Genomic DNA, 15,479 nt, shown 5'->3' on the forward strand with positions numbered 1-15,479 from the left:
GGATATGGACATGGATCTGGAAGCCGAACTCGGCATTGATTCCATCAAGCAGGTGGAAATCCTTTCGGCCTTGCGCGAAGCCTTGCCTGACATGCCGGAGCTTGATCCTGGCTCGCTGAGTGAATTGCGAACGCTTTCTGAAATCGCGGGTGCCATTGCGCCCGATCACGGTGCGGTTCAAATGACGCTTGAAACGGGTGTCCCGGGCGGCCGGGACAGCGTGGCACCTTCCAGGCTTGACCCAAACCCTGCGGAGTTTCTCCAAAACGCCGAGAGACGCGGTCTTTTTCGTCAAACCGTCGGCCTTGGTGAGGCGCCGATCCACAATCGCTCGGATCGGCCGGTGATCTCTTCCAGGACCCATGTGGAGGTCACCGCACATTCGGAGCAACTGGCGCCGGAGCTGGTGTCCTTCTTCGGCCGCTACGGAATAGAGGCCAAAGTCGTCGATACGCCATCTGACAAGGTCGACATGCTGATTGTGACCGCCGGTCTCGATCAGCGGCTCAGTGCCTACGAGCAACATGAGGCTGCGCTAACCTGCTCGAGAGCTGTGGCGGGCCGGATGGGCTCCGTTGGCGGGCGCTGCATATTCCTGCAGGCAACCGGTGGTGATTTCGGTCAGGGCCTGACATCGCTTGACGCCGCTGAACATGGCGGTATCTCGGGTGTTGCCAAAACCGCCTCTCACGAGTGGCCGGCGGCGGTTGTGCGTGTGATCGACCTCGACCTTGCCAACCGGACAATGATCGAGACAATCACCAGCCTCGGAATGGAAATCCTGTTCGGCGGTGACTGCGTCGAAGTCGGTCTTCCGACAGACGGGCGTCGTCTGACACCGGTCGTCAGACCGGTTGCGTATTCGGATGCCGGGGTCACGTTGGTGGACGGCGATGCGGTGGTGATCTCCGGCGGAGGCCGCAGTATCACCGCAGCCTGCGCCATCCGTCTGGCAGGTGTGGCGCGCTTGAAGTTGCTCCTTCTTGGGCGGACCGAGCTTGTTGACTGGCCTGAGGACTTGCCAAAGGATCTCAATCTCCAGCAACTGCGCACAGCGCTGGTGGCTAAAGCCCGGACTGACGGACAAAAGGCCACTATCTCCGACATTTCCCGCAGGGCCGACCAGATGATCGCGTCGCTTGAGATCCGCGCAACCCTGAAGGCCATTCGGGAGGCAGGGTCGGAGGCCAGCTATGTACCGGTCGACATCACCGATGTGGTCAGGACAAAAATGGCAATCGAGCGGTTCCGGGCGTCTGCAGGCCGGATTGCCGGTGTCATTCATGGCGCCGGGGTCAATCATGACAAGCTGATCAAGGACAAGACTGCGGATCAGTTGAAGTCCGTTTACCGGACCAAGGTTGACGGGTTCAAAGCGCTCTGGTCGGCGGTTGCGCAGGACGCGCCGAAATTTGTTGCCATGTTCTCGTCAATCGCAGGCCGTTTCGGAAATCCCGGCCAGGCGGATTATGCCATGGCCAACGAAATCCTTAGCCGGTTTGCCTGGGCGTTGCAGAACAGCCATCCGGACACGCGCTTCGTGGCACTCGATTGGGGCGCTTGGGATGGCGGCATGGTGACGGATGCGGTCAAGGCGCAATTTGAAGCGCGTGGTGTTCCGCTAATCCCGCTCGACACGGGCTCGCATGCCTTGCTGTGCGAGATCCTGGCTGAAGGCGTGGCCCACCCGGAAATCGTGTTTGCCGGACTTCCGGAAGCCATGCTGCCGGACCATGTGCAAGACGGAGGGACTGGTGTTCAGCGGAAACCCGGTATCCAGGTCGCCTGATAGCGGAACGATGTGGAGCCCAACCAGAGCGAAGGGGCCGGGCGGTGATGTTTGAGCCGATAGCCATCATAGGGCGGGGGGCCGTGCTTCCGGGCGTATCCTCTCCGGATACGTTATGGACGGCGGTCGAAGCGGGCCGGGATCTTCTGACTGAAGTGCCGGAGGGTGCATGGCCGGTGCCGCCGCGCGAAGTGCCAAGGCGCAATGAAATCGTAGAAAGCCTTGAAAACCGGGCGCCGTTTCGTGGCGGGTTCATTCTGGATAGCGACGTTCCGTTTGATCCCGATGCCCATCGGTTGACACCTGCGCAAGCCGGGGTTCTGGACCGGTCGACTAGGTGGCTTTTGACAGCGGGACGGGATGCGTTCCTTGAGGCGGGGTCGCCGGATGCCGCGCCGGAGCGGACTGCCGTCATTGTCGGCAATCTGTCCTATCCGACGCATGCGGCGACAGAAGCGGCCTATCTTGCTGCACTTGGCGGCGGCGATGATCCGCTGTTCAAACATCTTGCTGCGGAACGCTTCTCATCCGGACGCCCGGCACATCTTCTGGCCGGCAGCCTTGGCGCTGCTGGGCCGGCTTTCAGCCTGGACGCGGCCTGCGCGTCATCCCTTTATGCCGCGAAATTTGCATGTGACCTGTTGCGCGATGATGCAATCGACATCGCCTATGCGGGTGGGGTGAACGGACTTTACAACATCCTCCTGCACTGGGCCTTCAGCCAGATCAATGCCCTTAGTCCGACAGGTCGAAGCCGGCCCTTTCATCGCGACGCCGATGGTCTGGTTCCAAGCGAAGGTGCCGCGGTCATTGCCTTGAAACGCATGGCGGATGCGGTCCGGGACGGAGACCGGATTTTTGCGGTCATTCGCGCCATCGGCGTCTCTAATGATGGCCGCGACAAGGGGGTGCTCGCCCCAAGCCGCAAGGGCCAGATCGCAGCGCTTGAAAAAGCCTATCAGATGTCGGGCATCGATCCCGAAACCATCGGGTATGTGGAATGCCATGCAACGGGGACGGTCACGGGGGATGCCACCGAACTTGAAACCCTCAAGGCCGTTTACGCCGGTTGCCCGAGATTGCCGATCGGGTCGATCAAATCCAATATCGGGCATTTGATTACAACGGCGGGAATGGCCGGGATCTTGAAGACCGCCGCATCGTTCCGCTCCGGTATCAAACCGGCAACTTTGCATGCGGATCAACTTTGCGAAGCCGCAACTGGCTCAAATCTGCATGTTCTCCGGGAAAGTGAGCCTTGGCCCGAAGACGGAATCAAGCGGGCAGGGATCAACAACTTCGGATTTGGCGGCAACAACGCCCACATGATCCTGGAAGAATACACCCCGTTGTCCCCTGATGCTGCTGCATGGATCCCGTCCGTTTCGAGCCACAAGGCAGCTCACCCGGAGCCAATCGTCATTTGCGGGCTGGAATGGGCGGCTGGAGACCGGCATCAGGGAGATGTCTACAATCTGTCGCCCGGTGAAGAGAATGCCATGCGTATTTCCCTGCCGATCACGGGCAGTGCCTTTCCGCCAACGGAGCTTGCCAACTGCCTCGGGCAGCAGTCACTGCCATTGCATCTGGCACGTCAGCTTGTCGGCAAGGTCAAACGGCCCGACGCCAGCCGGATCGCCCTGGCGGTCGGCATGGGGATGGACCTTGAAGGAGACCGTGCATGCCTTGTCTGGCGCTCCAAGGGCGGGCGGTTAAACGGAGAGCTTGACCGGGGCGTATCGGACGACGATCTGATGAAGGCTTGGCAGCCCCTGGAGAAAATGCATGCGTGCCTTGGAGCGATGCCGAACCTGGTGGCCAACCGGATCAATATTCAGCTTGATGCCTGCGGCTATGGTCTGACCGTGTCTGCGGAGGAACTCTCCGGTATTACCGCCATCGATATCGGATGCCGCGCCTTGCGCAATCATGAAACCGATTTGTTTCTTGCCGGTGCGGTCGATCTCTCGCAGGAACAGCTGCACAAATCGCTTTGCGCTGTTATTCCGGAACTCTCGAAAAGATCCCATCTGGATGGCGCGTGTCTCTTTGCCCTGAAACGCCGCTCGGATGCCATCCGGGACGGCGATCCTGTCTACGCCGAAGTCTCTGTCGGGTGTCCGCAGGAAACGGACGGGGGACAACAGGATGGCCAGACTTTCAGTGACAGATACGGCCATGCGCATGCGGCTTCCGGAATCCTGGATATCGCCGATGCAATCATGAGGTTCCGTTCGGGGAATGACGATCGTCCGGCGGCCTTGCCGCTCGGTCCGCCTGCTCCCGAGCCGGTGTCATCGATGGCGCGCTCCTTTACCGGGCGCCATGAGAGTATCCGCTTGCAGCTCTACCCAGGCGCCGTACAGCCACCAGACGAGGAAGCGCGTCCGGCACTCTGGTATGGCGGTGAAGAGCATCTGGCGGCACTGGCGGATCAACTCGGTGCGAATGTTCCCCGGCGCGATGGCCGTTACCGGTTGGCAATCGTTGCCCGGTCTTCGGAAGAGCTCGACAAACGTAAGCAACTGGTGCGGCGGCAACTCGAAGACGGCAAGACGCCGGCCGGACCGGGTGTTTGTTGTGCGGACCGCCGGGCGGAGGGCGATGTCGCGTTCGTTTATCCGGGCATGGGCGTTGCAACACCAAATCTGGCAGATGGCTGGGCGCAGCTGTTCCCGGACATTCTGGCACCGATCTCGAAATCCATGCCGAAGCGTCAGTGGGACCGGCTGAACGATGCTATTTCGCGGTGTATGGAGGATCCCTCCGCATCTGAACAGGCCATAGCAACCGCCGCCGGGTCCTTCATCAACACGAGAATCGCCATAGATATTCTGGGAGTACAGCCGGATGCGTGTCTGGCGGTCTCGCAAGGCGAGGCCAACATGCTTGCATCCATGGGGGTCTGGAGCACCCCCATGGATGTGCTTGAAGGCCACGAGGCCGATGGCTTTTACGAGAATGCCGGGTCCAGGCGGCAGGCAATCGCGTATTATCTCGGTCTTGCCGCAGGCCAAGTTCCGGATTGGCAGGCATATGACGTGCTTGGTCCGGTCGACCGGGTGCAGGAGATTGCGAACCAAAGCGAAAACGTCTGGGTGATGATCATCTACTCGCCCGAACACTGTTTCATTGGCGGGCTTCCGGAGCCTTGCGCAGAGGTGTTGCGGAACCTCGGCAAGGATGTTCGGGTGATCCCCCGGCCAAATGCGACGGCATTTCACGGGCCGTTTGCGGAAACGATGCGGGACAAGTTTCTCAAGCGCCATCTGGTGGACGTCAATCCGAGGGATGAGCTCCGATTTTACTTCAATGCGACCAACACGCATGTCGCCAACCTGACCTCGGAGAAATGCGCGCAGCTTTATTGCGATCAGGGCTTCAAAACCGTTGATTTTCCGAAGACAGTCAGGGCCGCATGGGAGGATGGGGTCCGCACATTCATAGACGTGGGGCCCAAGTCTGTCTTGACCACGGCGGTCTCCAAGACCCTGGCCGGGCGCGATCACATCGCGCTTGGTCTGGATACGGGCGGTCAGTCTGCGGCAAATCGATTGGCAAAGGCGGCCGCGCAGCTGTTTGTCTACGGGTTATGCGACAACATGGAGGGTGTCACGGCTCGTCTGAGCGCCCGGGACGTGTTGGCCGACAGTCTGGATCAAAGGCAATTCGAGGTTCCTGCGCACCGGCCGGCGCTCCATCTCGAGGAACTCAAAGCAAAAACGACACGCGTGCCCTTGGCCAACGAGCAGCTCTTGGCCCGCGTATCGAAGCCGGAAACCCACGACAATCTTGCAGTTTTGCCGGACAAGAACCTTGGCGACATCATCGAACTGGATATTGCGATGAAGAATGACGCGCGCCGCATGCGCCCCGCTCCTGCATTGCCTCGGCAGGCACCGTTTTCAATGCAGGTTCTGCGAGACGCTGCTGATCAGCAACCGCGCGTCATGCGGGCGCCCGGTGTCTCCGGGAGCGAGGCTGCCGAACTGGAAACGGTGCCCCTGGCCGCTGTTGCCGGGGGAACATCCGTGCGGGTCCCGGCATATGCTTCGGGTGTTGCGCAAGGCGCGGCAGGCGTCCGGGGCACGGGCCTCAAGAGTATTACGCCAAACAGTGGCACCGGCCATGAGCAGGAAAATACCGGCAAGCGTGCGTCGGCCGTGTCCGCAGGCAAGCCGTCTGTCTTCGCCGCCTCTGCGAAAACCCTCGTACCGATAGTGCCGGTGGAACCAAGCGGTTTGACGCTTGACCGCCAGCAATTGGAACATGTGGCTGGAGACAGGATATCGGATGTCTTCGGGGAGCTTTTCGTGCAGCAGGACGGGTATCGGCGGCAATGCCGCATGCCGCAACCGCCGATGCTGCTTGCCGATCGTGTAACAGGGATTTCCGGCGAAGCAGGCTCATTGGGCAAGGGCATTTGCTGGACCGAAACGGATGTAAGGGAAGATGCCTGGTATCTGGACGGGCGGTACATGCCCACCGGAATTCTGATTGAGGCCGGACAGGCGGATTTGCTGCTGATCTCGTGGCTCGGATGCGATTTCGAAAACCGAAGCGAGCGGGTTTACAGGCTCCTGGGATGCGAAATCACGTTCCACGACCGTCCCTTGCCGAAAATTGGCGATACCATCAAGTACCAGATCCACATCGATGCGCATGCGACCTACGGCAAGACCCGGATGTTCTTCTTCCGCTACGATGCAAAGATCGCAGGCGAACACCTGATTTCGGTGCGCAGTGGACAGGCCGGTTTCTTTACCGACGAGGAGTTAGCCAATTCCGACGGTGTGTTGTGGGAGGCCGGCGACGAACAGATTTCTCCGGACACCCGGTTTGAATTGCCGGAGACTGCCAGCGGGAAAAGGCGGTTCTCCGCCGAAGACGTCCGTTCGTTTGCAGATGGGGATGCATATACGTGTTTTGGTGCGGGCTTTGAATTTGCCGCAGCGCACCAGCACCCCCCCGGGATCCCGTCCGGCCGGATGCAGATGTTTGATGAGGTCGAGGTCTTCGAACCGCGGGGCGGTCCTTGGGGGCGTGGATATCTGAAAGCGGTCAGCATGGTGGAACCTGATGCCTGGTTCTATGAGGGACACTTTCTGAATGACCCCTGCATGCCGGGAACCTTGATGGCGGAAGCAGCCGCCCAGGCCCTTCAATTTCATATGGCTGCGCTTGGCCTGACCATCCATCTCGATGGTTTCCGGTTTCGTCCAGTCGCCAATGTGCCATTCAAATTCGTTTGCCGCGGGCAGGTTATTCCCGACCGCCCGCATCGGATTACTTATGAGGTGTTTGTCGAGGAAATCGGCTTCGATGATGGCATTCCGGTCGTTTTTGCAGCACTCTTGGCGCGCTCCGACGGGTTCAAGGTTTTTCTGTGCCGCCGGTTTGGAATGACCCTTGGCCGTGATTGGCCCTTGCATAATCGCGACCTGTTCAAGACCCTCACCGAAAGGCCAACAATCATTTCGCCAAGTGGCGATGTAAGAGGCGATCATACCGCCTTGATCGAGGCGGCATGGGGCCGGCCTTCGAAGGCTTTCGGGCCGCTGGCTTTGGAGCGGGACCCCGAACTCGACCGGTTGGCCAATCCGCCACGCTTGCCCGGACCTCCCTATCACTTCATGAGCCGGGTTCTTTCGGTCGACTGCGATCCATGCGTTGAAACGCCGGGCGGGTTTTTACGCAGCGAATATGATGTGGCACCCGACGACTGGTATTTTGAAGACGGGGCGACCGGCACAATGCCGTTTTCGGTCCTGTGTGAAGTGCTGCTGCAGCCATGCGGATGGTTCGCAAGCTATATGGGATATGCTCTCGGCAAGACTGTGAAGTTTCGAAACCTCGATGGCGACGACGTTGTTCTGCTGGCCCACGTCACTCCGCACACCGGAACGCTGTCGCTGGACGTGCGGTTCGTCAAGGCGTCCAGAGTAGGCCCTATGACCCTGGTCTTCTACGAGGTCACGTGCCGGGCGGGCGGGCAGACCATCATGACGCTGAAAACGGATTTCGGTTTCTTTCCGGCCGAGGCGCTTGCCCAGCAGAAGGGGTTGCCCGCGCCGCAGGCGCGCAAGGATGTGATTGCAGAGCATGCCAAAGCAGATCCCGACGCTCCCGGTACGGCTTTGCTGCATGATCACAAAATGCCGCGCCTGCCCAAAGGGCGCTTGACGCTGGTGGATGACGTGACTGGCTATGAGGCGCACGGTGGCGCTGCCGGGCTGGGTCGGCTGGTTGGACGGCAGACCATCGAGCCCGGTGCATGGTACTTCAAGGCCCATTTCTTCACCGATCCGGTGCAGCCCGGGTCCCTCGGTCTCGAAGCCCTGTTCAACCTTTTCAAGGCGCTTGTCAGGAAAAAGGGACTTGATCAGGCGTTTCGGAACCCGGTTTTCGAGGCCCCTGCCACCGACAATGCCTTTGAATGGCATTATCGCGGACAGGTTGTTCCGACAAATGCACTGGTTGTGACCGAGTTCGAGCTGACCGGGATCGCCAAGGAGGCTGATGCCCTTCTGGTCAAGGGCGCGGGCAGCCTCTGGGTTGACGGTTTACGGATCTATGAAGTGAAGAACTATGCCCTACGGCTTCGGGACGCTAACGCGGACCAGACCGCCCGGTTAGATACCGTATCCGAGGCAAAGGAAAGCGGTAAATCGGACCCGTTGCCGCTTCAGCATGCACTGGACCGGCTCACGATCAGTCTCGAAACCGAGCCGTGGCTTGCCGGCCACAAGCCGTCCTACACGGTTCCCGTCTATCCGCTCATGGGTATGGTCGGAAAATTGCTGGCGCCTGATGGCATCTGCGGAGGTGGAGAGCCGGTCCGGTCCATTGAAAACCTGGAGGTTCGCGGCTGGTTGCGGTTGGACAAGGGGCCGCTTGAACTGGCCGTCAAGAGCCGTGTTTCCGAAGAACGGGAGATCCTGACATTCCACAGGGTTTCAAACGGCGAAACAGACCGGCGGATTGCCGTTCAGGCGCAGGTGCTTCGTGGCCAGTTTGGTCTGGCGCCGGAGAAATGGCCGGAAATACGGGATGGTGACCTGCTTGCCGACCCGTATGGGATGGGTGAGCTGTTTCACGACGGCGCGTTCGAAACGGCCTTTGACATCCGGCGGACGGCAGAGGCCTCATCCTTCACATTTGACATTGGTGCTGCGATCGCCCGCGCGGGTGGGGATCCGTCCATCATGCTGGACGCCTTGCTCAAGGGCTTTCCGCATTTTGCACCATTCAAGTGGTTTGGACCCAAGGTTCGCTCTTACATCGCCTTTCCCTACAGGCTGGAGCGGTTCGAAATTTACGGCGAAATCCCGAAATCAGGCATGGGCGAGGTGACGACCCGGAAACTCGACATGCCGTCGCAAAATCTTATCCGCTTCGAAGCACAGTTTTCGGTTGGGGGGCGTGTCATAACATTTTGCACTGTGTCCGAGGTTCTTGTGCCTTCCGAGGCCTTTGACCGCGTTCCATTCAGCCGGATCCGAGGGTTCTGCCTGTCCGGCCACCCGGAAAAGGCCTTTCACCTGTCGCGCCACGACGGCGAGGTGACACGTTTGTCCGCCAGGGAATTCAGGCGCGCGAATTGGTTACCGGGCACTTTCGAACGGATCTACGCCGTTCCGGATGCAGACCCAGCGGATCCGATGCCGGCGATCCGTCTGATTGCCATCAAGGATCACCTGCGCCGCCGATATGACGTGAACCCCGGGGTCATTTCAGTCGAGGGATCCTTGATCCGCGTTGGACATCATGCGCCGGTTTCCCTTGCCAAGTTGAAGGTCGAAGCCGGGGAAGGGGACGAAGAGGTTGTTGTGTCATGGTTGTAGCCGGGTTTTTTCGCAGTCAAAGGTAAATCGCACTTGCCGGGGGAACAAGCGGGCTCCTTGCAGACAATACGGGCAATGACAGGTTGGGAGCGAAACATGGAAAAGCTGATCGGTATGGAGAGCGTTGTGCAGTTTCCAACGAAGCAAGCGGAGGCTCCATGGTCGGTGCGGGCTGCCAATGAGCCCGGGCTGATTCGCGAATTGCAGGCCTTCCGATACAAGCATTACGTTTTGCAGCACGGCATGTTTGATGAAACCGCAGACCATGACAATGGGCTCCTCGGCGATATTCATGATCAGACCGGCTACAACTACGCTGCAATTTCGGATGGAAAAGTTGTCGGATCAATCCGGATGAACGACTTCTGCAAAACCGTTCCGACTGTTTGCCTGATGCATTTCGATATTCTGGAGTACCCGGGTGACGTTCTAGTAAAAGGTGCCCTTGTGTCGCGGGCGATCGTGGAACCAGCCTTTCGCAAGACGGCGATGTTCACCACGCTTACGCTGACAATGATGCGGGCCGCACTGGAAAGAAGGGTGGAGATTGTCTTCATTGATACGGCAGTTGCCCGCCGAACCGGGCATGAAGATGCGTTCCTGGCGATGTACAAAGCATTTGGTTTCAAGATCTGGCGGCCGAACCGCTTTGTGCCGGGCATCGGTGAAGGGGCGATTCTGGCGATCGACATCCATGAAGAAATGGGCCGCAAGAACAGCATGATCAACGGATATTTCAGATCGGGAAGCGTGACCGGGCAGTAGGCTTCTGGTCTGCTTGACGCGCTGCCGCCGCCGCGTTCGCAAAGCGCCTCTTACGCTAAGTTTTTTCTCGGCCTATGTTGCAGAGCGTGCCGTTCGCCATGGCTTGTCCGGCTGGACATCCCTGGCCCCGGTATTTTGGTTTGTACCTGTCGTGCAAACCGCAATGGCCGCCACATCGCCAACAAGCCGTTGTATATCAAAAAATGTTCGCTACTCGAACACCGTCGGCCGATTAACCTAAGGTAATATCTCAATAGTAAATTGGTGTTATTTGTTGGTTCTTTGTTAATAAGAATTATGTCATTGGTATATTGTGTAGTAAGAAATATATTCTAGATATATGAACTGATATTTGTTCAATTCTGGGTTTGTGTCTTTCCTCTCTTGTCGATTTTTGTCTCGATAATATTAAGTTTATCGCCATTTTTGAATGGTGATCATTTTTCTAATCTGTAATATAACGTAAAGAAACAAATATGGCTGGAGGCGAAGCCATGAGTACTGTGCAATCGGTTGATCCGCAAAAAAACCTCGCGTCGATTATACATGAATCCGGTCTGTCGCAGGCAGCGATCAGCAAAACAATTGAAAGCCGTGGCTACAGTGTGGCCCGTGCCACCATTCATCGCTGGGCGAAGCCTCAAAAGCAAACGCGCAATTTCACTTATAATCCGGTGATCATGCTGTGTTTGCTGGACGTGTGCAGTCAGGATCTCATTGTGCCCTTGAAGCTGGCGGATTTGTTCTCCGACGAGGAGGCGCTTCTCGCCAAACTCAGGGCAAGGAAATCGCGTTTCAATCTTGTTCCGGGGATCTTGAAAAAGGCTGCAGAGGACCTGACCGCGAGCAAATATGAACAGATGCTGATCGGCCGGTTTTCGGCCGACCTGTCTTGTGAACATGGTTCGGGAGAGTATTTTAATGCCGAGCTCGATATCAGCAAGCGGAATGACTATACGTTCGATGTAACCTGTCAAATTAGCCGCAACGCACCATTTGCGTCAGCGGTGGATCTACAGGAATATACAGGCGCGGGGACCATGTTGGTTTGGGATGACAAGGCGGTCGTCAATGTCGAAGTTGAGATGGAAGCGTTGACCCTGTTGACCATGCATCTCAACCTGCCCCGAAGAAATCGTGTGACCGATTGTCTGGATGGGGCAATCATCATGTCCGAAGGGGAAAGCGCCTCGCCACCTTGGACCGGCCGGATTACCCTCTACCGGTCCGTGTCCAGCACTACTCGGAATGCCGAAGAACAGGAAGTGTCTGGGGAGCTGCCGATGCCCTCTGATTTTCAGGAGCCGATCCCGACGGCTAGCATCCGGTCGCTTGCGAACGTCAAGTCCGGTTAGCCAATGCGTAAGAGAGCATGTTTGGCTGATGCCCTGGCACACCCGCTTGGCCGATACCGGGCTAACAAACCGGCGGTCTGCACATAGCCTCGTCATGATTGCGGGCGGGTGGCCGCCCTTGCCAGGGACGCCATCGGGCTCGTCAACGGCGAAGTTCAATTTCGTCACATCTGATCAGCGGCAATTATTTTCCAGGAGATACGAAAAGCCGGTTTGAGCTCCTCCAAATGGTTTTGGGGCGTTGGAAACCTGTGCCTGCCTGACCGGCGCTTCCGGGGGCCAAAGGGTGATTGACAAGCCAGAGCCGCCTAGGCATGTTTATTGGAACGATCCAATTTAGGTAAAGACTGCGATTTCGCAGGGAGGTTTCATGAAGTGGGGTTTGATCGGTGCCAGCACCATCGCGTCCGAATGGATGATTGATGCGTTCAGGGCCGCCGGTGGCGATGTGGTGTCTGTCCTGAGTTCAAGCCACGAAAGAGCGCAGGCCTACGCATCCCGGCACGCTATCAAGATCGGGGTCTCGGATCTGGATGATCTCCTGGGGGATCCGGATGTGGATGCTGTCTATATCTCCACCACCAACGATAAGCATTTCTCCCAGGCCATGGCGGCAATCAGGGCAGGCAAGCATGTTCTGTGCGAAAAGCCGCTTGCCATGACGGTGTCCGACGCGGTTGCCATGGTCCGGGCGGCCGATGCGGCCGGAGTGGTGTTTGCCACCAATCATCACCTGCGCAATGCGGGATCGCATCTTGCAATCAGGGACGCGGTGGCGACGGGCCGCATTGGCCAAGTCCTCAGTGTGCGCGTGTCTCACGCTGTTTACTTGCCGCCGCATTTGCAAGGTTGGCGGATCAACAACCCGGCGGCCGGTGGCGGGGTGATCCCCGACATAGTGGTCCATGACGCGGATACGGTCCGCTTCCATCTGGAGGAAGACCCTGCCGATGTCATCGCGATGTCGGTCGCGTCCGGGCTGGGCGAAGGCGTTGAGGACAGTTGCATGTCCGTCTGGAAAATGCCGTCGGGCGTAATGGTCCAGACACATGAGAGCTTCACGCACAAGTACCCGCAAACCGGCTTTGAACTGCACGGGACGGAAGGTTCGATCATCGCAACGGACGTCATGACCCAGCGCCCGGTTGGCGAGATCACTCTCGTAACCGGGGCGGGCCGGGAGCCGCTCCGGTTTTCCGGCCACAATCTCTACGAGCGTGCCGCGCGGTTGTTTGACGAGGCAGTCCGGACCGGTGGGCGTCCGTCTGCCGATGGTTCTGACGGCGTGAAATCGCTTGCGGTCGCCCAGGCCGTCAGTGAAGCGGCAAGAACGGGGCACCGTGTGACCGTGGAATACGGGGGCATCTGACGCATGGCCGGAAAGAGCGAAAACAAGATTGTCAGTGCCGAAGGGGCTGTTGCCCGGATCAGGGACAATGCGGTGGTCACCGTATCCTCCTCGTCTGGTTTGGGTTGTCCGGATGCCGTGCTTGAAGCATTGGGCAACAGGTTTGAGAGGGAAGGGCATCCGCGCAATCTCACAACGCTGCATCCGATTGCTGCAGGCGACATGTATGGCATCAAGGGCGTCGATCACATTGCACGGGACGGCCTGCTGTCGACCATCATTGCGGGGTCATATCCCTCCGGCCCCTCGTCCCTGCCGATGCCGGACATCTGGCGGATGGTCGTCGAAAACCGGGTCGCGGCCTATAATGTACCATCCGGGATCATGTTCGATATGCACCGCGATGTTGCCGCCCGCCGTCCGGGCGTGCTGACGGGGGTTGGCCTCGAAACCTTCGTCGACCCGGTCCGCGAAGGCTGTGCGATGAACGAGGTTGCAGCCCGCAAGCCGATTGTCTTCCGGCAGGAGTTTGCAGGAAAGACCTGGTTGCATTTTCCAAACATCGTGCCGGACGTTGCCATCATCCGCGCGACCACCGCCGATGAACATGGCAACCTGACCTATGAGCATGAAGGGGCGACGCTGGGCGGGCTGGATCAGGCCATCGCCACCCGGAACCACCGGGGCTTGGTGATCGCGCAGGTCAAACGCGTTACGGCTGCCGGCTCATTGCGCCCGCATGATGTCCATGTTCCCGGACATCTGGTCGACCTGATCGTGGTCGCGCCCGACCAGAAGCAGACCACTGAAACCGACTATGATCCGGCGATTTCCGGCGAGATCATGCGGCCCTGGGCCAGTTTCAAGCCTGCCGGACACGGGATCGAAAAGGTGATTGCCCGCCGGGCCGCGATGGAGCTTGCAGCCGGACAGACCGCCAATCTGGGCTTCGGCATCTCGGCTCTGGTGCCACGGGTGCTGCTTGAGGAGGGGCATGCAAAATCCGTGACCTGGGCGATTGAACAGGGCGCCGTCGGCGGCATGCCGCTGACCGGATTTGCATTCGGCTGCGCCTCAAACGCTGACGCCTTCGTGCCGTCGCCGAACCAGTTTGCCTATTTTCAGGGCGGCGGATTTGACGTGTCGTTCCTGTCCTTTCTGGAAGTCGATGTGGAGGGCAACGTCAATGTCTCGAAACTCGGCAAGAAACCGTATCTGACGGCCGGGTGCGGCGGCTTTGTCGATATCACCGCTCATGGCCGGAAGCTGGTTTTCTCCGGTTTCTTTGAGGCAGGTGCCAAACTGGACCTGACGCCAAACGGATTGAAAGTCGCCCAAAAGGGCAAGTTCACCAAGATGGTCGAGGCGGTGGAGCATGTCACCTTTTCCGGGCAACGTGCGCTGAGAACCGGTCAGGATGTGCTCTATGTGACCGAGCGCTGCGTCATGCGGCTGACAGATGCCGGGTTGCTTGCCACGGAGGTGATGCCGGGAATTGATCCTCAAAAAGATATAGTAGCCGCCTCCGAAGGCCGGGTGCAGGTGTCCGGGCAGGCGACCACCATGCCGGTTTCGCTCCTGTCAGAACAGGCTATGGGGCTTACTTTATGAGCTGTATCCACCTTGAAATTGACGGACCGCTTGCCACACTCCGGCTCGACAATCCGGAAAAGCTGAATGCGTTCACACCGCAAATGCTGAAAGATCTGGAGCATCACTGCGCAGATCTGGAGCGGGAAGCAGGCGTTGTTGGCGTGGTCCTGACGGCAGAGCCCTGCAAGGCCTTTTGTGCGGGGGCAGATATCATCGCCTGGAAGGACATTGCGCCGCTTGATTTTGCACGTCACTGGGTCCGCGAGGGCCACCGCATATTCGACCGCCTCGCACGGCTCTCCAAACCAACAATTGCTGCCATCGGTGCCCATGCCTTTGGGGGAGGACTGGAACTGGCCGCCGCCTGCGATCTGAGGGTGATGGCCCCGCGCGCCACGATTGCTTTGCCGGAGCCGCAGATCGGCATCGTGCCGGGCTGGTCCGGAACCCAGCGTCTGACGCGCCTCTTGCCGGAACCGGTCATCAAGGAGATGGTTCTGTTCGGACGCCGGATCCCGGCTGCCAGATGTGTCGCGCTCGGCTTTGCTGCCGAAGTTGCCGAAGACCCGATCGAAAAGGCGCGGGAGGTTGCTTCCAGACTGGCGGAGACATCCCCCCGGGCGACCGAAGCCGCCAAATACATGGTTCACGCCGCTGTTGGCGAAGACCGGTCCGCAATGATTGAAGCGCTTGGTGGCGGAATGATCGGTGCCTCCAATGACAAGGTCGAAGGCATTGCCGCCTTTGCCAACAAGCGCAAACCCAACTTTCCCGGAAACTAGTTC

General features: G+C 58.9%; 7 protein-coding genes. All 7 read left to right on the forward strand.

All coding sequences use genetic code 11. From position 1 onward, the window contains the following. A partial coding sequence (locus E1297_RS23895) for an SDR family NAD(P)-dependent oxidoreductase (protein WP_155143011.1) occupies positions 1-1,789 on the forward strand: 1,789 nt, incomplete at its 5' end. Positions 1,790-1,836: 47 nt separating this feature from the next. After that, positions 1,837-9,633: a type I polyketide synthase gene (locus E1297_RS23900; RefSeq protein WP_155143012.1), complete on the forward strand. Its 7,797-nt coding sequence runs from the start codon at positions 1,837-1,839 to the stop codon at positions 9,631-9,633. A gap of 96 nt (positions 9,634-9,729) precedes the next feature. Then, positions 9,730-10,398, forward strand: coding sequence for a hypothetical protein (locus tag E1297_RS23905; RefSeq protein WP_155143013.1), 669 nt, complete (start codon positions 9,730-9,732; stop codon positions 10,396-10,398). Between the two features lie 494 nt (positions 10,399-10,892). Next, positions 10,893-11,753: a hypothetical protein gene (locus E1297_RS23910; RefSeq protein WP_155143014.1), complete on the forward strand. Its 861-nt coding sequence runs from the start codon at positions 10,893-10,895 to the stop codon at positions 11,751-11,753. A 370-nt stretch (positions 11,754-12,123) separates the two neighbouring features. Further along, positions 12,124-13,122: a Gfo/Idh/MocA family protein gene (locus E1297_RS23915; protein ID WP_155143015.1), complete on the forward strand. Its 999-nt coding sequence runs from the start codon at positions 12,124-12,126 to the stop codon at positions 13,120-13,122. A gap of 3 nt (positions 13,123-13,125) precedes the next feature. Next, the gene (locus E1297_RS23920) at positions 13,126-14,712 is read left to right on the forward strand and encodes an acyl CoA:acetate/3-ketoacid CoA transferase (RefSeq protein ID WP_155143016.1); all 1,587 of its coding nucleotides are present in this window, start codon (positions 13,126-13,128) and stop codon (positions 14,710-14,712) included. Continuing rightward, positions 14,709-15,476: an enoyl-CoA hydratase/isomerase family protein gene (locus tag E1297_RS23925; RefSeq protein WP_155143017.1), complete on the forward strand. Its 768-nt coding sequence runs from the start codon at positions 14,709-14,711 to the stop codon at positions 15,474-15,476. Before E1297_RS23920 ends, E1297_RS23925 begins: the two co-directional genes overlap by 4 nt. The last annotated feature ends 3 nt before the right edge of the window (positions 15,477-15,479 follow it).

It is taken from the genome of Roseibium sp. RKSG952 (assembly GCF_009711355.1).